The sequence below is a fragment of the Enterococcus sp. CWB-B31 genome (genome assembly GCF_020567645.1).
In the GTDB taxonomy this organism is placed as follows: Bacteria; Bacillota; Bacilli; order Lactobacillales; family Enterococcaceae; genus Enterococcus_L.
The window spans coordinates 38,769-57,060 of the sequence record NZ_JAJDJW010000015.1 but is presented as its reverse complement, the minus strand read 5'-3'; the positions used below and the strand labels follow the sequence as shown (position 1 = coordinate 57,060).

Below are 18,292 nucleotides of genomic sequence, written 5' to 3'. Positions count from 1 at the left end.
GTATGATAAATAAAACGATTTTACATAAACAATAGAGAGAAGGCCTTTTATGAATCAGAATAAAATGAATGAATTAAAAAGTTGGATGGCATCCGAACAGATCGATTTAACCTATATCAGCGATCCTCACCATATTGCTTATTTTTCCGGCTATACAAGTGATCCGCATGAACGTATCTTGGCATTATTCATCGCCTTGGAAGACGAGCCTTTCCTCTTCACCCCGGCACTGGAAGTTGAGGACGCAGAAAACAGCAGCTGGGCTTATCCTGTCCACGGCTACTTGGATAGTGAAAATCCATGGGAAAAGATTGCTCAATTGATAAAGAAAACTGGGCTTCCAAAGAAAATAGCAACTGAAAAAGAATTTTTGTCTGTTGCCCGCTTTGACCAGCTAAAGGCATTTTTCCCTGAAGCTGACTTATCAGCAAATGCCGTACCTGTTATTGAAAAACTTCAATTGATTAAAACGAAGGAAGAAATCAATCTCTTAATGGAAGCAGGAAATTGGGCAGATGTTGCATTGGAAATCGGCTTTCAAGCCGTAAAAGAAGGAGCAGCAGAACAGGAAATAATCGCTGAAATTGAGTATCAGTTAAAGCGGAGAGGCGTTCGTGCCATGAGCTTCGACACGCTTGTATTGACAGGAAAAAATGCTGCCAGCCCGCATGGCACTCCAGGAAAAACAACGGTCAAAAATGGCGACTTTGTTCTATTTGATTTAGGCGTGGTCTGGAAAGGCTATTGCAGTGACGTCACACGTACAATCTCTTTTAAAGAGCCTACTGCCTTTCAAAGAGAAATCTATGAACTTGTACTTAAAGCTCAACTAGCAGCTGCAGAAGCGGTGAAACCGGGTATAACTGCAGGCGAGCTTGATACTGTTGCGCGTTTAGTCATTGAGGAACAAGGCTACGGTACCTATTTCAACCACAGACTGGGGCATGGAATCGGAACCACTGTCCATGAATACCCATCTTTAATTACCGGCAATAATTTAGTTATTGAAGAAGGAATGTGTTTCTCTTTGGAACCTGGAATTTATATTCCAAATAATGTTGGTGTTCGCATTGAAGATTGTGTCTACGTGACTGAGAACGGCTGCGTACCCTTTACAAAAACGCCTAAAGAATTACAGATTCTCGAATGATCTTTTTGAACTTTTGTCATATAAGCAGCATTTCAGGCTAAACTTTCAGCAATTCATCTTCAATTATTGAAGGAAAGCTCTTTCTTAATTAAAGTAAGCTGCTGATACCTTCCATGCTCAAGAGTATAAACAGGTGATTAAATTACGCTATGCTCTCTGTATTTGACTGTGAATTCAAAATAAAGCTGGAACTTCCTCCCTGAGAGTGTTCCAGCTTTATTCGTATACAATATTTTTAGTATTCAGTTCCTAATTCACTGTTTTATCTACAACCTCTTTAATATCTTCTTTAGCTTCCTCTGCTTTTTCAGGAATATCAGCAGCTGCGGCTTTTGCTTCATCTTTTCCATCAGAAACAATCTCTTTTGCTTTCTTTGCAGAGTCTTTTACATCAATATAAATATCATCAGAAGTGTCTTCTGCAATACTCTCTAACTCACTCAGGTCATCATTTAATTCATCCGCAGTCTTTTTAAAACGGCTGGATAAATCATTTGTCTGTTTCTTTAGTGTTTCTAAAACTGAATCAGAAACTCCTTGAGCCTTTTCAAAAGAATCTTTAGATTTTTCTTTAATATTTCCTGCAAGATCATTTGCCTGATCCCCTAAAGAATCTGCTTTTTCTTTGGCTATTGATCCAAGTTCATTACTTTTTTGTTTTGCATATTCTGTATAATCAGATGCTTTTTCTTTTAAATCATCTGCCTGTTCAGATAAATCCCTGCGCAGCTCTTTTCCAGATTTCGGTGCAAGCAGTAACGCCGCAATCGCAGCTGCTGTTCCACCAATTACTGCACCCAATAAAAATCCGCCTTTTTTAGCCATATCTCTATTCCTCCATCTATTATTAATTACTACTTACTTCTTTTTTGATCGCATCGCTCGAAACGCTGCTCCCCCAACTTTGCTGACAACGCCTGCTTTTGCCGTTGTTTTCCCAGCAGCTCCAACTTTACTGATTAGATTTCTGCTTGAAAGATTCAATTCAGAAACACTTTCACTCAGATCAGCAACGGCTTGAAACAAAGGATCAATCGTCGCTACCTTCTGATTGACATCATTTAGAAGATCATTGCTTTTTACGAGCAGTCCCTCCACTTGCTTTGATAAAATGTCCACATCATTTGTGACAACCGAAATTGTTTTATTTGCCTCATCTACCGTTTTTGTTACCTGGTCCACTGTTTTTGATATTTTTACCAGTAGAAACCCGATAAACAATACTAAAACAGCAAATGCTGAAGCAGCTATCAGTCCTGCAATTTCTCCACCTGTCATAATTTTACTCCTTTCAAACATCCATTTTACTTAGCATAACATTTGCTATACTTTTCTACAAATCATTAAATGACTTTTCCCTTATTTATTATACCAATTTCTTTCTGTTCACTCCATAATAAAATATCACAAGTTCCTCAAAAAAATTTATTTCAATGATTATCAAAAAAACAGAAGCGGAGATCCTATCTGTCTCCGGCTTCTGTCCATACAATACTATTTTTCTTTAGGGTTGCTTGCTTTTTCTTCTTTCAGCAATTCCTGCCCCAGCTCAAGCAAATACTGTCTTAAATTATCTTTTACCTCAGGATGTGTCAGACCGTATTCAATACTTGTTTTCATAAAGCCGAATTTATCCCCGACATCATAACGTTTCCCCGTAAATGCTCTGGCAAAGACACGTTGCGTTTTATTTAAGGTATCAATAGCATCCGTTAATTGAATTTCACCGCCGGCTCCTGGTTTTTGATTTTCCAATACCTGAAAGATTTCCGGTGTAAGCAGATAACGTCCAATAATGGCTAAATTACTTGGTGCTTCTTTTGGAGCTGGTTTTTCAACAAAGTTTTTTACATTATACAAGCCCTTTGATACTTCTGTTTCCGGATTAATAATTCCGTATTTAGAAGTATCTTTATGAGGTACTTCCATAACAGCAAGTGTTGACGCATGTGTTTCCTCGTAGTCATTGATCAGTTGTTTCGTCAATGGAATTTCATCATCCATAATATCATCACCAAGCATAACCACAAACGGTTCATTGCCAACAAAAGCTTTTGCCTGTAAGACCGCATGTCCCAATCCTTTAGGATGCGACTGGCGAATAAAATGAAGATTCACATCTGTCGTTTCTTCAACCAGTTTTAATAATTCTGTTTTATTTTTTTCTTTCAAATTTGTTTCTAATTCAACATTCGAATCAAAATGATCTTCAATTGGACGCTTTGCTTTTCCTGTGACAATCAAAATATCTTCAATTCCTGAAGCCAAAGCTTCTTCTACAATAAACTGAATTGTCGGTTTATCGACAATCGGCAACATTTCTTTCGCCATTGCCTTTGTTGCCGGCAAGAATCTTGTTCCCAATCCAGCTGCTGGAATAACTGCTTTTTTTACATTCATTTTCAATAGTTCCCCCTTTATTAGAATTCACTTTCCGTTTTTCCATCACGCAGCATGATTTCTTTTGCTGCCTGTTTTACCTCTTTTTGTTCGTATAATACCTGATATATAGCCGTAGTAATCGGCATATCGATATTCATTTGTTCAGCCAATTCATAGGCTGCCTTAGTCGTGGAAACTCCTTCGACAATCATCCCCATATTTTCCAGAATTTCATCCAAACTATGCCCTTTTCCTAAAAGGTTGCCTGCCCGCCAATTCCGGGAATGAATACTGGTACAAGTGACAATCAGATCTCCAACACCGCTTAAACCAATAAAAGTCATTGGATTCGCCCCCATTGCAACACCCAAACGGCTGATTTCTGCTAACCCTCGTGTCATAATTGCAGCCTTTGCATTGTCTCCAAAGCCTAAACCATGAATGGCACCGGCACCTAATGCAATAATATTTTTTAAAGCAGCACCAGTTTCGACACCAATAACATCCTTATTCGTGTAAATCCTAAAATAGCTGTTCATAAACAATTTCTGTACATATACTGCATTTTCTATAATTTCACTTGCTGCAGTAATTGTCGTAATATCATGAACGGCTACTTCTTCAGCATGACTTGGTCCTGAAAGAACAACAATTCCTTTGCGTTTATCAGCTGGTATTTCTTCCATCAGCACTTCAGAAATCCGCTTATGTGTTCCTTGCTCCAAGCCTTTACTTGCATGAATAATCAAAGGCTGGTTTTCAGCTGCTGCAGCAAATTCTCTTGCCACTGCGCGCATTGCCTTAGTTGGAACAACAAACAGTACTGCATCAACGTCTTTGATACATTCGGCCATTGTTTTCGTTCCTTTAATAGACTCAGGAATCACTAAATCCGGCAGATAGTGCTTATTTGTATGATATTCATTAATTTCATCAATCTGTTTTGGATTATTTCCCCATATTCGCACATCATGACCATTTTCAGCCAATACTTGTGCTAATGCTGTTCCCCATGAACCGGGGCCTAAAACAGCTATCTTTTGTTTCATCGTATATTTTCCTCCTAAAATGGAATCTGTTCATTGCCTGAATCTATTCTCTGATTCCCTATTCGCTTTTTTGAGAAAGCTGTTGCTCTCGATTATAAAAAGGCAGTTTTGCATTTCTTCTGCGAACGGCAAGTAAAACAATCGCACCAACAAATAATATAATCGATAAAAGCTGAGACACTCTGATTAAGTCAAATACATACAAACTGTCTGTTCGCAGACCTTCTATAAAGAAACGGCCAAAAGAATACCAAATTACATAAAGAAGAAATATCTCTCCTTCTTTTAAAAAGTTCTTTTTCCTGCGTAATAAAATAAGCACGATAAAGCCCAAAACACTCCAAATTGATTCATAGAGAAATGTCGGCTGACGGTAAATGCCATCTATATTCATATTCTCTATGAGGAAATTTGGTAAATGCAGACTTTCCAAAAAACTTCTAGTTGTATCAGGTCCATAGGCCTCATGGTTCATAAAATTCCCCCATCTGCCGATTCCCTGCGCCAGAATGACACTTGGTGCTGCAATATCTAAAAACAGCCAGGTAGATATAAAACGATTTCTTGCAAAGAAAAACAATGCAAGTCCGCCGCCAATCAATCCGCCATAAACAGCAAGACCTCCATTTCTAATTAAAAAGATATCAATTGGATTCTTCAGGTAATCCTGCCATTCAAAAATAACATAATAGAATCTGGCTCCGATGATTGCACTGGGAAGCCCCCAGATCATGAAATCAACCACATCATCTGATTGCATTCCAACTCGAACTGCTTCTCTGCTGCTTAGCCAGACAGCAAGAATAATCCCGGACACAATAATTATTGCATACCAGTAAATTTCAACTCCCAGAATACGGAAAGCCACCGGACTGAGTTGAGCCAACATGTGAATTCCCCCTACATCCCCGAATTTTCTTCAATTAAGCTTGTCAATCTATTTTCAAATTCCTTCGTAGCATCATACCCCATAGTTTTAGCACGAAAATTCATTGCAGCAACTTCTATAATAATAGCCACATTTCGCCCCGTCTTCACTGGTATACGTATTTGAGGAACATCCACGTTGCCAATCTCAATCACTGCATCATTACTGCCTAAACGGTCATATTGCTTATCTTTTGCCCAAGCTTCAAGATATACAACCAATTGAACCTGCATAGATCCTCTGACTGCACTTGCACCAAAAAGATTCATTACATCAATAATACCAATTCCTCTAATTTCTATCAAATGTTGCAAAATTTTTGGCGGTTCGCCAACCAATGTCAGTTCATCCTGCTGATGAACATCAACACGATCATCTGCAATCAAACGATGCCCGCGCTTTATCAGCTCTAATGCTGTTTCGCTTTTCCCAATTCCACTATCCCCCTGAATCAGCACTCCCAAGCCATAGACATCCACTAATACCCCATGAACACTTGTACGACTTGCCAGTTCGCCATCAAGAAAGCTGGATAGCTCCCCCAACAAACGTGAAGTAGAAATCGGTGAGCGAAGAACAGCCATATCTTTTTCTTTTGCCGCCTGAATCATCTCTTCAGGAACGTCCAATCCTCTGGAAATGATAAAGCCCGGTGTATCTTCTGAGCACATTCGCCGTAACACAAGCAGTCGTTCTTCTGGAATCATTCTTTCCGCAAAAGCAATCTCTTTATTTCCAAAAAGTTGCAGCCGATCATGAGAATAATAATTAAAGTAGCCCGTTAACTCTAAACCGGGACGCGAGATATCTCCTGTTGTAATTATTTTATCCAGTGCTTCTTCAGAACCAAAAACAATTTCTAAAGAAAGCTTTTCCACTAATTGACGAATTTTTACAGTTTCTGTCATAAAATACGACTCATTCCTTTCTTCTCTTCGATCTATTTTATCATTTCAATCAATAACTTTCTACCTATATTAATTTAGCCTATTGTTCAAGGAACGATTGCTCTTGACTATTTTGTCAGCCGCAGTATACTTAAACTGATTTTAAAATAAGGTCAGGTATTGATATATGAACGAGCAACTCAAAAAGGAAGCAAAGAAACTGCCTCTTTCTCCCGGTGTTTATTTAATGAAAGATAAATCTGGAACAATTATTTATATAGGAAAAGCAAAAAAGTTAAAAGAACGTGTCAGCAGTTATTTTATTAAGAACAATCAGCATTCCAACAAAGTTAAACGAATGCTTGTTCAGCTGTCTTCTTTTGATGTCATTCATGTTGATACCGAACTCGATGCCTTATTGCTTGAATGTCGTTTAATTCAACATTATCGACCCATGTATAATCGGCAAATGAATGCTTTTGAAAGATACAGCTATTTGGAAATTCATGAAGGCGAAACATCTATTCGTCTTCACAAGTCTCCTTATCCTGAGGCAAAGTACTCTTTTGGTCCTTATGCAGGCTATCAAAAAATCCCTGAAGTAATAGCAATACTGGAAAAACTCTATCAGCTAAACCCCAATGATGCATGGCAACGTTTATTCCATCGATCAGATGAGACAAAACCATTAAAATACCTTGTCTTAAAAGAACTTTTACAAGCGTTTTCCGGCGATTCACAGGATATAGAAAAACGTATCGAAGAAAAAATGCTGGAAGCCTCCGAGCAAATGCAGTTCATTCAGGCTGCTCGCTGGCGGGATGATAGAAAATTCATCCGGACTTTCTTCTATAAAAACAAACAGCTTCTCTTATCTCCAATTAATCAAAAAGAATGGCATGCACTGTGGCTCCCAATGGATCATACAGTAAAATGCTACCTGATTTATCAAGGTCTAATCGTTACTGAAAAAGTGTTTCCAGAAAAAATTACCAGCAGTAGTCAAAATATGCAGCAAGCTGCCCAAACATTGCTTTTAAACATCACAGAGTATCCAGATTCTCTTAGTACCTATTCCAAAAAACAGATCGACTTTGTGGCGATCCTCCACCTCTATCTTAAACGTATTGAAGAATACCAGTTATTTCCTATAGAAAAAGAATAGACGTGCCTTAAGGCCCTCGTCTATTCTTTTTCTTTATTTAAATTATGCTCACTGACAACGGCATTTACGAGTGACATAATGACTGCCATCAATAGCGCAGCACCGAAACTCGAAAAGCCAAAATTCATCTCTCCCACAAAGTAGGAGGTCATCTTTAAAATTACCGCATTTACAACAAAACTAAATAATCCAAATGTCAGCAACGTAAATGGCAGTGACAAAATTGTCAAAATTGGTTTGACGAACATATTCAATATGGATAAAACAAATGCCGCAATTACAGCTATTCCCAAGCTTCTAACATGAATCATGTTTGGAAAAACAACTGCCAGCGAAACAAATATCAAAGTATTAACGACCAAACGTTGGAAATAGGTCATTAAAAGTCACTCCAGTCATCATCATCCATTTTTTCAGCTTGTTTTCTTTCATGCCTTTTATAAGGATTTTCATTTCTTACGTTTCTATTGTAGTTATATGGGTTACTGCTTCCTTTACGTGGAGAAGGAATGACAATCGCTAAAATGATGTACACAAAAATTCCAGGGAAAGCTGCTGAAAAGAAACTGATAATCACAAATAGTACACGCACAATTGTCGGATCGATACCCAGCCACTCGCCGATACCGGCTAAAGTTCCAGTAAAAACTACGTTATTAGAAGATTTCGTCAATCTTTTTCTCATTTTAATCTCACCTCTTATTCCTGATAAGTTGATTATTTTTCAAAAAGCCGGGACAAAGTTCCTGTTAAACGTTGTCCCACGCTCTACTATAACTTTATTGGTTAATTACTTATATATTTATTTGTCTGTATCTTTCAAATAAATATTTCCTGTTGTTGTAGAAGCATTGATTTGAGCCATTTGCTCATCGGAAACACGTCTGAATTGAAGCAGCTGATTCGTACGTTCTTTTTTCTTACGGATCACTTCATAGTCTGACAATCGACTGTTAATACTGCCTAAGCTTGTTTTAACAGTTCCTTCAATACCAAGCATCAGCGGTAAAGCAATTTTTACATTCCCGTTCACTGAACTTGCTTCAATTTTTTTCAACGTATTTTCCTTTACAGTAATTCGAATATCCCCGTTGATTAAAGAGATTGCAATCGTTTGAGGAGTTGCTGCAACTGTAACAGTACCGTTTACTGTTTCGATAATATTATCCAGAATTTCTCCTTTAAGGACTTTAATATCGCCATTTACTCCTTCTACTTCCAACATCGTTGCATTGATGTCGTTAAAAGTAATTGAGCCGTTTGTAGACTTCGTATAAACATCTTTTGCTTTTAATTCTTCCACCGTGATATTACCATTCAGTAATTTAACAGATACATGATCATATGTACGTGCAGGTAGATAGAATACAAGGTCAGCTCTTACGCGTTTATTTGGAATTTGGAATGAAATGACTTCATCATCCACATCAATCTGACTTCTTTCAAGGAAGGCTTCCAAAGGTGTGTCTCCGTCCATTTTACCATAGAGTTTGATCTTTCCTTCCACTTTTACATCATCCTGATCCCATGTTTTGAAAACAACATTTCCGTTGGCCACTTTCACATCAATCAAGCTTGCTTCAACAGCAGGATAATTAAACTCATGGTCAAATTTCGTTGTAGCCACACCCGGTACACGGAAATTAATATCTTTCCATTCAACGTTTTCGTTAACCGTTTCAGCTACTGTACTGAATGTTTTCTTTAGGAATGAACCTAATTGAGAACCGGCTTCACTCATTTTTTCGCCAACCTGATTTATTGTATCAGTTGCCTGCTCTTTCCAGTCATCCGGAATATCAAATTTTGAAGTTACACGATCCTTCGTTTCAGTCCATTGTTCTTTACGTATATTTTTCAGTTCTGCTTCCAATGCAATCTTTTCCTGACTGCTATCAGCCAGAGAATCTTCTAGCTTTTTAAGCTCTTCTTCCAAATCAGCTCTTATTTTCAGATCTTCTTCAGAAAGCTCACCTAGTTCTTCCTTGGTGTTCAGCTCCATCAGAGCTTCTTGCGTTTCTTTAATTTCTTCTTTGATTCCCGCAATCTCAGCATTTACTTCATCCAGTTCCACAGAAGCCTGATTTGCTTTAGTTGCCAGCTCATCTAAAATCTTTTCCAAATTTTTTCGATCTGCTTCTATACTCGCTTTTGTTTGTTCTTCAAAAGAATCAGCAGCGCTTTTCTCGTCTTCCACTGTTTCTTTTTCAGATTCTAACTCATCTAATAAATCAGCAACTTGGTCACTTTCTTTTGAATCAACATTCGTAGTTGTTACATCTACTTCATCTGCAGCTTTTTTTATCTGTTTTTCATCTTTTTCAGTTGCCAGGTTTTCTAATAAGACCAAGGCTTCCTCAGATGACAGGATTCCTTTTTTTACTAAATCCAGTACTCTTTCTCTTTCTTTCATGGAAATTGCCTCCTTAGCAAATTTTTCACCCTAAGGTGTCTTCCTTACATGTATTATTATGCCTTTTTTTCATTTCTTTGTCATAGGACTTAAGAATGAATTTTCCCTCATTCTTAAGGACATTCAAAAAACACAGCAATTCTCCGCTTTCTTATCTGGTTTAATCATAAAACATTTCATAATGGATGGTCAATTATTACTGATTATTTTATATAGAAAGAAAACAATTTAGAATCGGTATGAATACTCTAGCGGCGAGTCTTTTCATAATTTCTACAGATATCGCCGTTATAAACCCTCGCTTATGAATCACATAAACTGTATTTCTCCCCATGACTATCGCTTAAATTCCTGAAAAAACCATTCCCTCAATAGTTTTCAGACAAACCCTAATACTCTGACCAAATTATAAATTGTACTAAAAAATAGTCTATACATGATGTTCTTAGAAAATTTTAAGCTGTTTCTATAACTTTTACAGCTAGTTTGACTCCAGTTAGGGATAAAATCAGCATTTTCTGCCGAGTTGCTCCCGTTCTGGCTCCACGTTTCTTGGATTAAAAGTATAACCTTTTTTAATTCGGTCAGTACGCTGGTTTTCTGCTGGATACTTCATTTTATCAGCGGAAAATTAAAAAATAAAAATTTTTTGTAATCGAGTTGCTTTTCTTCAAAAAAAATAGGTCTGTGACATTAATATGTCCAGAACCCTTAAAACCGAATAAATGGTGTTACAAATCCTCTCCATGCTTCGAGGATCAGAACGAAGACCCTCAATTCTTAGTGGCTCTGCCATTTAGAAATTGATGAGATCGAAACGAAGTCCTTCAATTCTTAGTGGCTTTGCCATTTAGAAATTGATGAGATCGAAACGAAGTGTAGTGTAGTGAGAACCGTAGACGAAGAAAAATGGATACAGTGTAATGTTTTGTCTAGAGAATCGTTGGACTCGTAGAGACAGCAGCTCTGCTCCGCATACCGTTCTACTACATCAAGTGAGCTAGTTTCATTCAAGAAATACTTATCGAAACTACGCATACCATTCTGCTAAAGTGCGAATATAAGCAGAAGCGGCAAAGTAGAACTAGCACTTGTCGGTCCTAATCTGTGCCGATTAATCGCAGGCAACATCTCGGAAATAAGCCGAATACTCTCAAAAATATAGACAGCTCCAAGTAGATATCAATCCACAGCTATTCATTTCATAAATAGTGTTCCATGACAATTTTCGGATTATCCTTCTTGGTGTCATAAATCACTACGATTGACTTGTCAGAGTAGATGATACCTGCTTGGTTCTTGAGCTAGAACACTTCTGCTCCTGCGGTTACTCGTCGCAATTAAGTTCGTGCAAGTGCTCCTGCGATTACTCGTCGCATGGAGACGCTTTGTCACAACTTCGTCGTACTATTCATTTAATTATTCATCGTGATTGGTGTTTAATTCAGTAATTTTTCCTGTTGCAAGATAGACAATCCATTCACAGATATTCGTTACATAGTCACCAATTCTCTCCAAATATGTTGCCACATGAAGATAGTCTGTTCCGCTGATTACTGTTTCGGGATTTTCCTGCATGCTTCTAACCGAATTTTTGTAGATACTGTTAAAGTAGTCATTCACAGTATCGTCCATTGTAGCAATCATACGTGCATCCTTTTCATCTGTTTTCACATAGGCGATCAATACATTGTCCACCATTTTTTTCACAAAATCAGACATATCGGATATTTCTTTCTCAATTTCAGGAATTCGTGTTTCTCCTTTTAAGCGGATTGCTGATTTTGCGATGGAAACAGCATGATCTGCCATTCTTTCCAAATCAGAGCTGGCTTTCATCACTGTAATGATCATTCGTAAATCAGTTGTCACCGGCTGCTGTAAAGCAATCATTTCAAAACTTTTCTTTTCCAGCTTTACTTCCATGTCATTGATTTCAGTATCATAATCAATCACTTCCTGAGCAAGTTCCTTATTGTGGTCAATATAGGCACGAACAGACTTATGAACTGCATTGCTCACCATCATTCCCATTTCATAAAATTGATTATGCAGATTTAATAATTCTTCTTCAAACTGGCTGCGCAGCATATACCTTCCTCCTTACATTCTCTGTATGTAAAGTAATCGTCTAAAATTTTTCGACTACTTTCTTCTTTTTTCTCTTTCAATAATATTAATTCCCTGCAGCCTTCTAAATAAATCTGTGATTCAGACTTATCCAAATTTCCCTGATATATAATCTTCTGTTTCTTTTTTCTTCGGATTCAAAAAGATTTTTTTCGTATCGTTAAATTCTATCAGTTCTCCCTGCAAAAAGAAAGCTGTCTTATCAGAAATACGAGAAGCCTGAGACATATTGTGTGTAACCATAATCATCGTATATTGTTCTTTCAATGTCAGCAGCATACTTTCAATCTTCCCGCTCGATACAGGATCCAGAGCACTGGTCGGCTCATCAAGCAAAATAATTTCAGGATTTACTGCTAATACTCTGGCAATACAGACTCTCTGCTGCTGTCCTCCAGATAAAGATAACGCACTTTTATGCAGTTTATCTTTCACATCATCCCAAACAGAAGCAGCTTTCAGGCTTGTTTCCACCACTTCGTCCAGTACCTGTTTATCCTTTTCACCTTTTAAACGCAATCCATATATGACATTTTCATATACGGAAAACGGAAAAGGATTAGGCTGTTGAAATACCATGCCGATTTCTTTACGAAGCTCTACAGTATCTGTTTTAGGTCCGTAGATATCTTTTCCTTTATACATAACACTGCCAGTTATCGTTACCCCCAGAATCAGATCATTCATTCGATTTAACGACCGCAGATAAGTGGATTTCCCACAGCCGGACGGACCGATCATTGCCGTAATTTCTCCCTGATTAATCGAAAGATCGATTCCCTTCAGGGCTTCTTTTTTCCCGTAATATAAATGCAGATCCTTGGATGAAATAATTTCTTTTGTCATCTTTTTCCTCCTAACCAAAATGTCCGGAAACATAATCTTCTGTTGCCTGTATTTTTGGTCGCGTAAAGATTTTACGTGTTTCGTCGTATTCAATAACTTTTCCTAAATAGAAAAATGCTGTTTGATCACTGATACGTGCTGCCTGCTGCATATTGTGCGTTACAATAATAATTGTATAATTGTCTTTCAGGCTGACCAGTGTTTCTTCCACAGTTCCTGTTGAAATAGGGTCCAATGCACTTGCCGGCTCATCTAATAAAAGAATATCCGGTTTCATTGCAATTGCCCGTGCAATACACAAACGTTGCTGCTGACCTCCGGATAAAGCCAGCGCACTCTTATTCAAATTATCTTTTACCTGATCCCACAATGCAGCCTGCTTCAAGCTTGTTTCAACAATTTCATCAAGTTTATTTTTATCTTTTTCCCCATGCTGTTTCAATGCAAAAGTAATATTTTCGTAGATTGATTTGCTGAACGGATTTGGACGCTGAAACACCATACCGATTCGCTTACGCATTTCATAGACATCAACCTTCTTACTGTTCACATCCACACCTTTATACATAATTTTCCCTGTAATCCTGGTGTTTGCAATTCCATCGTTCATTCGATTCAACGAACGCAGATAAGTGGATTTTCCACAGCCGGACGGCCCGATAAGCGCAGTAATCTTGCTCTTTTCAAATTGAAGGTCTACGCCCTTAATCGCTTCATTGTCACCATACCAAACATGCAAGTCCTCTGTATAAAGAGCAATGGGCGTCTCTTCAGGATTTAACTGGATAATATTTGTTTCATTCAAATTATATTCTTTCATTTGTCTACCCCTAACATTACGCTGATGTCAATCGCTTGTGCAGTTTATTTCCGATAAACCGGGCACCAAAGTTGAATAACAAAACAACGATGATTAAAACTGCAGAGGCTCCTGCTGATACTGCCGGACCATCCGGCATGGTTCCTTCTGAATTGATTTTCCAGATATGAACAGCTAATGTTTCCGCCTGTCTGAAAATACTGATTGGACTGGAAATACTCAATGGATTCCAATTACTGAAATCCAAAGCAGGTGCGCTTTGTCCAGCTGTATAAATCAAGGCGGCTGCTTCGCCAAATATCCGTCCTGAGCTCAAAATCAGTCCTGTCAGAATTCCCGGCATTGCTTCAGGTATAATGACCTTTCTCAGTGTCTCCCAGCGAGACAAGCCTAGAGCAAGTCCCGCCTCACGCTGTGTGTAATGTACAGCTTTAAGCGATTCTTCCACATTTCTTGTCAGTAAAGGCAGATTAAAGAACGTCAGTGCAAGTGCACCAGAAATAATTGAAAACCCGTAACCGATTTGAACAACGAAAACTAAAAAACCAAAAAGACCTACTACGACTGACGGTAATGAGCTCAAAATTTCAATAGAGGTTCGAATCACATCTGTCAGCCAATTCTTTTTTGCATATTCCGATAAATATATTCCTGCTCCCAGAGAAATCGGCATACTGATAAGCATTGTTATTAATAGCAGATAAAGAGAGTTAAATAATTGAATCCCAATTCCTCCGCCTGCCTGATAAGCTTTAGATGGTGTTGTCAGGAAGCTCCAGGAAATATGAGGGAGTCCTCTAAATAGAATGAACAGCAGCAACGCTGCCAATAACAGGACGATGACTCCGGAAACGGTATAAAGAACACCTGTTGCTATTTTATCAGCTTTTTTAGCATTCATTATTTCAACGCTCCCTTCCTGCCAATAATTCGAATGATAATATTAAATAATAAGGACATTAGGAGTAAAATCAGAGCCAGTGACCAGAGAACATTGTTCTCAACTGTGCCCATAATTGTATTACCGATTCCCATCGTTAAGATACTTGTCAATGTTGATGCCGGTGTTGTGAATCCATTTGGCATGACAGCAGCATTACCAATAACCATTTGAATAGCCAACGCTTCACCAAACGCCCGAGCCATTCCAAACACAACAGCTGTCAGAATTCCTGGAACAGCCGCTCTTAAAACTACTTTATAGATTGTCTGCCAACGTGTTCCCCCTAAAGCCAGAGACGCTTCCCGGTAGTGACGTGGAACAGCTTTTAAGGCATCGACAGTCATCGTAGTAACCGTAGGTAAAATCATAACAAACAGAACAAATGTCCCAGCCAAAATACCAAAACCAGTTCCTCCAAAGATCGAGCGGATAAAGGGTACAATCACTGTCAGTCCGATAAAACCGTAAACCACAGAAGGAATACCCACTAATAATTCAATAACCGGCTGCAGAATTTTTGAGCCTTTTTTCGGGGAAATTTCCGTCATAAATACTGCTGCACCAATAGCAAAAGGTGTTGCAATAATGGCTGATAGAAATGTCACTATGAATGACCCCGTAATCATTGGAAGCGCACCAACCATTGGCTGTCCGCCAGGTCCAGTCGCACTGGGATTCCAATCTGTTCCAAATATAAAATCAAAAACATTTATTTTATCTACAAAAAAGGTTGCCATACCTTTGCTTGCTACGAAATAAAAAATTGAAAGTACCACGAGTACAATTAGAGCAATACATAAGAAACTGATAAATTTTCCCCGCTGCTCCATTCTTGACCGTTTTGATTTTGTCAGTAATTGCTTCTGCACATCTTCCAAGAAAACCCCTCCTTGAGCACTATAAGATAAATTCAAGTCTACGCGTTGAATATCAATTTGCATTTAATAACATGTAAATCTTATGTTAAGTTTGTAAATTTTGTGTAAAGATGATTAATTGATTAAATTTCCTTCCCAGTCCCGTTCAACTTTCATTTTGGAAACAGGAATATACCCCAGCTGTTCAACAATCTCTCCCTGCACCTGATCCGACAGCATAAATTCAAGAAAATCCTTTGTTAATTCTTGCGGTTCGCCCAATGTATACATATGTTCATAGGACCAGATTTTCCAGGCGTTTGTTGTTACATTTTCATCCGTTGGTTCTATGCCATCAACGCTTAATGTCGCAACCTGATCATTTACATATGAAAAAGCCGTATAGCTGATTGCTCCAGGCGTATCTGAAACAATAGATCGAACCATCCCGCTGGAATCCTGTTCTTGTGCCTTTACAGCTGTCTGACCGTCAAGAACCCATTGTTCAAAAGTTGCACGTGTACCGCTTCCTGAAGCACGATTTAATATAACCACTTCTACATCGGTACCGCCCAGTTCGCTCCAGTTCTTTATTTCTCCAAGAAAGATCTTTCTCAGATTTTCCAATGAGATATCAGTCACGCCGATATTTTTGTTTACAATTGGGGTAATTCCGGCAACTGCTACTTTATGATCAACCAGTTTATCGGCATCAATCCCTTTTTTCTCTTCTGCAAACAGATCAGAATTTCCTATTTCTACAGCACCGGCCTGAACCTGGCTCAGCCCAGTTCCGCTTCCGCCGCCCTGAACATTGATGAACCTTCCAGGGTTACTGTTTTGGTAGGCTTCACTTGCGGTTTCCACCAAAGGCTGCAACGCAGATGAGCCGACAGCAGTAATTGATTCTCCACGATCAATCCAGCTGGCACAGCCTGAAAGTCCGACCAAACTAATAAAGCTAAAAAGAATGAATAATTTCGTTTTCATTTTTCAACAATCCTCCAAATACTTTCATTCAGTTCATTTTAACATTAACATTGGAACTTGAAAATTAAATTTCTTTACTTTTTCTCAAACCCACTGCATTATCATAATAAAATAACAAAAAATCGGAGATTCTCTCCGATTTCAGCAATACTATCTTATGGGCTGGTATCTTAAAAATCAAATGCCAGTTCTTACTCTACTCATTCTGTTTAGTTCACAGCAAAGGTGAAATTAGTCTAGCCAACCCTTCTTTGAGTTTAATCCAAAAGCCGCGTGCATTGTACTTTTCCTGAGTCAGGAGCTCAGATACTTGCGAATCTTCATAGAATGAATCTCTGACTTTTTCTGAAAATTCCTGATCATAAATAATCGTATTGACTTCAAAATCCAGTCGGAATGAACGAACATCGATGTTTGCTGATCCCACAGATACAATTCCTCCATCTATAATCATCGTTTTAGCATGTATAAAACCATTTTCATAGGTTTCAATAATTGCACCATACTCAAGCAGTTCAGCAGCAAACGAATAGGTTGCCCAGTAAACCAGCATATGATCTGGTTTATTGGGGATTTGAATTCTTACTTTCACACCAGACAGCAATGCAAGCTTAATTGCCTCATGGATAGATTCGTCGGGAATATAGTAAGGAGTCTGAATTAGAATTTCTTTCTTTGCAATGGAAATCATCTTCAAATAAGTCATTTTAATCTGTTCATGTTCAGAATCAGGTCCGCTCGTTACCACCTGAACAGCTCGTTTCCCTAAAGAAGTAATAGATGGGAAATAAGCATCATCGTAACTTACTTCCTCAGTATGCTGAGAATTCCAGTCCATCAGGAACCGGTTCTGCATACTGTACACAGCATCACCATATATCCGTAGATGATTATCCCTCCAGTACCCAAATTTATCAACAAGTCCCAGATACTCGTTTCCGACATTGAATCCTCCAGTGTATCCGATTATTCCGTCAATGACAACAATTTTCCTGTGATTCCGGTAATTAATTCTTGGATTTAAATAGGGGACAAATAATGGAAAGAAGAAAGCAACTTCCCCTCCTTCTTTCGTTAATCCTTCAAAAAACTTCATATTTACCTGAGTAGAACCCCATGCATCCAAAAGCAGACGAACTTTAACCCCTCGTTTAGCTGCAGCTATTAATTCACTTCGTATTTCCTGACCCAATTCATCTGAACGGTATATATAGTACTCCATATGAATGTGATTTTTTGCATTTTTGATATCATCAATTAGAGCGTCAAATTTCTCCCGCCCATCCGTATATAAAACAATATCATTGTTTGTGGAATACATAGAGCTTTCAAAAATGGTCAGCATATAAATCAGCTGCTTCGATTCTACCTCACCCGTAGGCGGATGAGGAAACAGTCCCCGCTTTAACGATTGCTTTTCAACTTCTATCTCTACATTCAAGCCAAGCTTAACCTGCATCTTCATATCAAATATCTTATCTTTGGAAATTCCTCTTCCTAAAAAGATATAGAGTATAAATCCAACAACTGGAACAAACAACAGAACCAGCAGCCATGCCCAAGTTTGTGCAGTCTGTTTCCTTTCCCAGAAGACAATAATCAATGACAGTAAAATATTTGCAATAAAAATAATAACAAAAAAATTATTAATGACAAAACTCATCTGTTCACCTCAACCCTAACTTTCCCATAATAGTAAGAATAGCGAACTTATTAAAATAAGTAAAGAAAA

18 protein-coding genes are annotated in these 18,292 nt (G+C 38.2%); 2 read left to right on the top strand and 16 right to left on the bottom strand.

What is annotated here, in order from left to right; translation table 11 throughout:
* Positions 1-49: 49 nt before the first annotated feature.
* Positions 50-1,150 (top strand): M24 family metallopeptidase, encoded by a 1,101-nt coding sequence (locus LI954_RS12610; RefSeq protein WP_229444645.1) that lies wholly within the window; start codon positions 50-52, stop codon positions 1,148-1,150.
* A gap of 249 nt (positions 1,151-1,399) precedes the next feature.
* Here LI954_RS12610 and LI954_RS12605 read toward each other — a convergent pair whose 3' ends face one another.
* The 6 genes from LI954_RS12605 to hprK form a co-directional block, all read right to left on the bottom strand.
* On the bottom strand, positions 1,400-1,975 hold the full coding sequence (locus tag LI954_RS12605; RefSeq protein WP_229444644.1) for a YtxH domain-containing protein: 576 nt from the start codon (positions 1,973-1,975) through the stop codon (positions 1,400-1,402).
* 33 nt (positions 1,976-2,008) lie between these two features.
* Positions 2,009-2,428 (bottom strand): DUF948 domain-containing protein, encoded by a 420-nt coding sequence (locus LI954_RS12600; RefSeq protein WP_229444643.1) that lies wholly within the window; start codon positions 2,426-2,428, stop codon positions 2,009-2,011.
* Between the two features lie 216 nt (positions 2,429-2,644).
* Complete coding sequence (gene galU / locus LI954_RS12595; protein WP_202067128.1) at positions 2,645-3,550, bottom strand: UTP--glucose-1-phosphate uridylyltransferase GalU; 906 nt, start codon at positions 3,548-3,550, stop codon at positions 2,645-2,647.
* A 20-nt stretch (positions 3,551-3,570) separates the two neighbouring features.
* On the bottom strand, positions 3,571-4,581 hold the full coding sequence (locus LI954_RS12590) for an NAD(P)H-dependent glycerol-3-phosphate dehydrogenase (RefSeq protein WP_202067129.1): 1,011 nt from the start codon (positions 4,579-4,581) through the stop codon (positions 3,571-3,573).
* A gap of 58 nt (positions 4,582-4,639) precedes the next feature.
* Positions 4,640-5,470, bottom strand: a complete 831-nt coding sequence (gene lgt, locus LI954_RS12585; RefSeq protein ID WP_202067130.1) for a prolipoprotein diacylglyceryl transferase — start codon at positions 5,468-5,470, stop codon at positions 4,640-4,642.
* A gap of 11 nt (positions 5,471-5,481) precedes the next feature.
* Entirely contained in the window at positions 5,482-6,417 is a 936-nt protein-coding gene (gene hprK / locus LI954_RS12580) for an HPr(Ser) kinase/phosphatase (RefSeq protein ID WP_202067131.1), read from the bottom strand.
* Positions 6,418-6,583: 166 nt separating this feature from the next.
* Here hprK and LI954_RS12575 point away from each other — a divergent pair, with 166 nt between their 5' ends.
* Positions 6,584-7,561, top strand: a complete 978-nt coding sequence (locus LI954_RS12575; RefSeq protein WP_229444642.1) for a GIY-YIG nuclease family protein — start codon at positions 6,584-6,586, stop codon at positions 7,559-7,561.
* A 20-nt stretch (positions 7,562-7,581) separates the two neighbouring features.
* Here LI954_RS12575 and LI954_RS12570 read toward each other — a convergent pair whose 3' ends face one another.
* From LI954_RS12570 to cls, 10 genes are all read right to left on the bottom strand, one after another.
* Positions 7,582-7,941, bottom strand: coding sequence for a phage holin family protein (locus LI954_RS12570; RefSeq protein WP_202067133.1), 360 nt, complete (start codon positions 7,939-7,941; stop codon positions 7,582-7,584).
* Entirely contained in the window at positions 7,941-8,246 is a 306-nt protein-coding gene (locus tag LI954_RS12565; RefSeq protein ID WP_202067134.1) for a PspC domain-containing protein, read from the bottom strand. The genes LI954_RS12570 and LI954_RS12565 overlap by 1 nt, the downstream gene beginning before the upstream one ends.
* Positions 8,247-8,363: 117 nt before the next feature.
* The gene (gene liaX, locus LI954_RS12560) at positions 8,364-9,974 is read right to left on the bottom strand and encodes a daptomycin-sensing surface protein LiaX (protein ID WP_202067135.1); all 1,611 of its coding nucleotides are present in this window, start codon (positions 9,972-9,974) and stop codon (positions 8,364-8,366) included.
* A 1,419-nt stretch (positions 9,975-11,393) separates the two neighbouring features.
* A complete protein-coding gene (phoU, locus tag LI954_RS12555; RefSeq protein ID WP_202067136.1) occupies positions 11,394-12,065 on the bottom strand; it encodes a phosphate signaling complex protein PhoU in 672 nt (223 codons plus the stop codon).
* A 126-nt stretch (positions 12,066-12,191) separates the two neighbouring features.
* Positions 12,192-12,950, bottom strand: a complete 759-nt coding sequence (gene pstB, locus LI954_RS12550; RefSeq protein WP_229444641.1) for a phosphate ABC transporter ATP-binding protein PstB — start codon at positions 12,948-12,950, stop codon at positions 12,192-12,194.
* Between the two features lie 10 nt (positions 12,951-12,960).
* Entirely contained in the window at positions 12,961-13,770 is an 810-nt protein-coding gene (gene pstB / locus LI954_RS12545; protein ID WP_229444640.1) for a phosphate ABC transporter ATP-binding protein PstB, read from the bottom strand.
* 16 nt (positions 13,771-13,786) lie between these two features.
* Positions 13,787-14,671 carry a phosphate ABC transporter permease PstA gene (gene pstA, locus LI954_RS12540; protein WP_229444639.1) on the bottom strand — a complete coding sequence of 295 codons (885 nt, stop codon included), beginning with the start codon at positions 14,669-14,671 and terminating at the stop codon, positions 13,787-13,789.
* The gene (pstC, locus tag LI954_RS12535; protein WP_202067140.1) at positions 14,671-15,591 is read right to left on the bottom strand and encodes a phosphate ABC transporter permease subunit PstC; all 921 of its coding nucleotides are present in this window, start codon (positions 15,589-15,591) and stop codon (positions 14,671-14,673) included. Before pstC ends, pstA begins: the two co-directional genes overlap by 1 nt.
* A 114-nt stretch (positions 15,592-15,705) precedes the next feature.
* On the bottom strand, positions 15,706-16,560 hold the full coding sequence (locus tag LI954_RS12530; RefSeq protein ID WP_202067141.1) for a phosphate ABC transporter substrate-binding protein PstS: 855 nt from the start codon (positions 16,558-16,560) through the stop codon (positions 15,706-15,708).
* 214 nt (positions 16,561-16,774) lie between these two features.
* Positions 16,775-18,223, bottom strand: coding sequence for a cardiolipin synthase (gene cls, locus LI954_RS12525; protein ID WP_202067142.1), 1,449 nt, complete (start codon positions 18,221-18,223; stop codon positions 16,775-16,777).
* Positions 18,224-18,292: the final 69 nt, after the last annotated feature.

Bases quoted from the DNA above. Each gene is read 5' to 3' on its own strand.
- LI954_RS12610 (WP_229444645.1), top strand. From the start codon at position 50: ATGAATCAGAATAAAATGAATGAATTAAAAAGTTGGATGGCATCCGAA.
- LI954_RS12605 (WP_229444644.1), bottom strand. From the start codon at position 1,975: ATGGCTAAAAAAGGCGGATTTTTATTGGGTGCAGTAATTGGTGGAACA.
- LI954_RS12600 (WP_229444643.1), bottom strand. From the start codon at position 2,428: ATGACAGGTGGAGAAATTGCAGGACTGATAGCTGCTTCAGCATTTGCT.
- galU (WP_202067128.1), bottom strand. From the start codon at position 3,550: ATGAATGTAAAAAAAGCAGTTATTCCAGCAGCTGGATTGGGAACAAGA.
- LI954_RS12590 (WP_202067129.1), bottom strand. From the start codon at position 4,581: ATGAAACAAAAGATAGCTGTTTTAGGCCCCGGTTCATGGGGAACAGCA.
- lgt (WP_202067130.1), bottom strand. From the start codon at position 5,470: ATGTTGGCTCAACTCAGTCCGGTGGCTTTCCGTATTCTGGGAGTTGAA.
- hprK (WP_202067131.1), bottom strand. From the start codon at position 6,417: ATGACAGAAACTGTAAAAATTCGTCAATTAGTGGAAAAGCTTTCTTTA.
- LI954_RS12575 (WP_229444642.1), top strand. From the start codon at position 6,584: ATGAACGAGCAACTCAAAAAGGAAGCAAAGAAACTGCCTCTTTCTCCC.
- LI954_RS12570 (WP_202067133.1), bottom strand. From the start codon at position 7,941: ATGACCTATTTCCAACGTTTGGTCGTTAATACTTTGATATTTGTTTCG.
- LI954_RS12565 (WP_202067134.1), bottom strand. From the start codon at position 8,246: ATGAGAAAAAGATTGACGAAATCTTCTAATAACGTAGTTTTTACTGGA.
- liaX (WP_202067135.1), bottom strand. From the start codon at position 9,974: ATGAAAGAAAGAGAAAGAGTACTGGATTTAGTAAAAAAAGGAATCCTG.
- phoU (WP_202067136.1), bottom strand. From the start codon at position 12,065: ATGCTGCGCAGCCAGTTTGAAGAAGAATTATTAAATCTGCATAATCAA.
- pstB (WP_229444641.1), bottom strand. From the start codon at position 12,950: ATGACAAAAGAAATTATTTCATCCAAGGATCTGCATTTATATTACGGG.
- pstB (WP_229444640.1), bottom strand. From the start codon at position 13,770: ATGAAAGAATATAATTTGAATGAAACAAATATTATCCAGTTAAATCCT.
- pstA (WP_229444639.1), bottom strand. From the start codon at position 14,671: ATGAATGCTAAAAAAGCTGATAAAATAGCAACAGGTGTTCTTTATACC.
- LI954_RS12530 (WP_202067141.1), bottom strand. From the start codon at position 16,560: ATGAAAACGAAATTATTCATTCTTTTTAGCTTTATTAGTTTGGTCGGA.
- cls (WP_202067142.1), bottom strand. From the start codon at position 18,223: ATGAGTTTTGTCATTAATAATTTTTTTGTTATTATTTTTATTGCAAAT.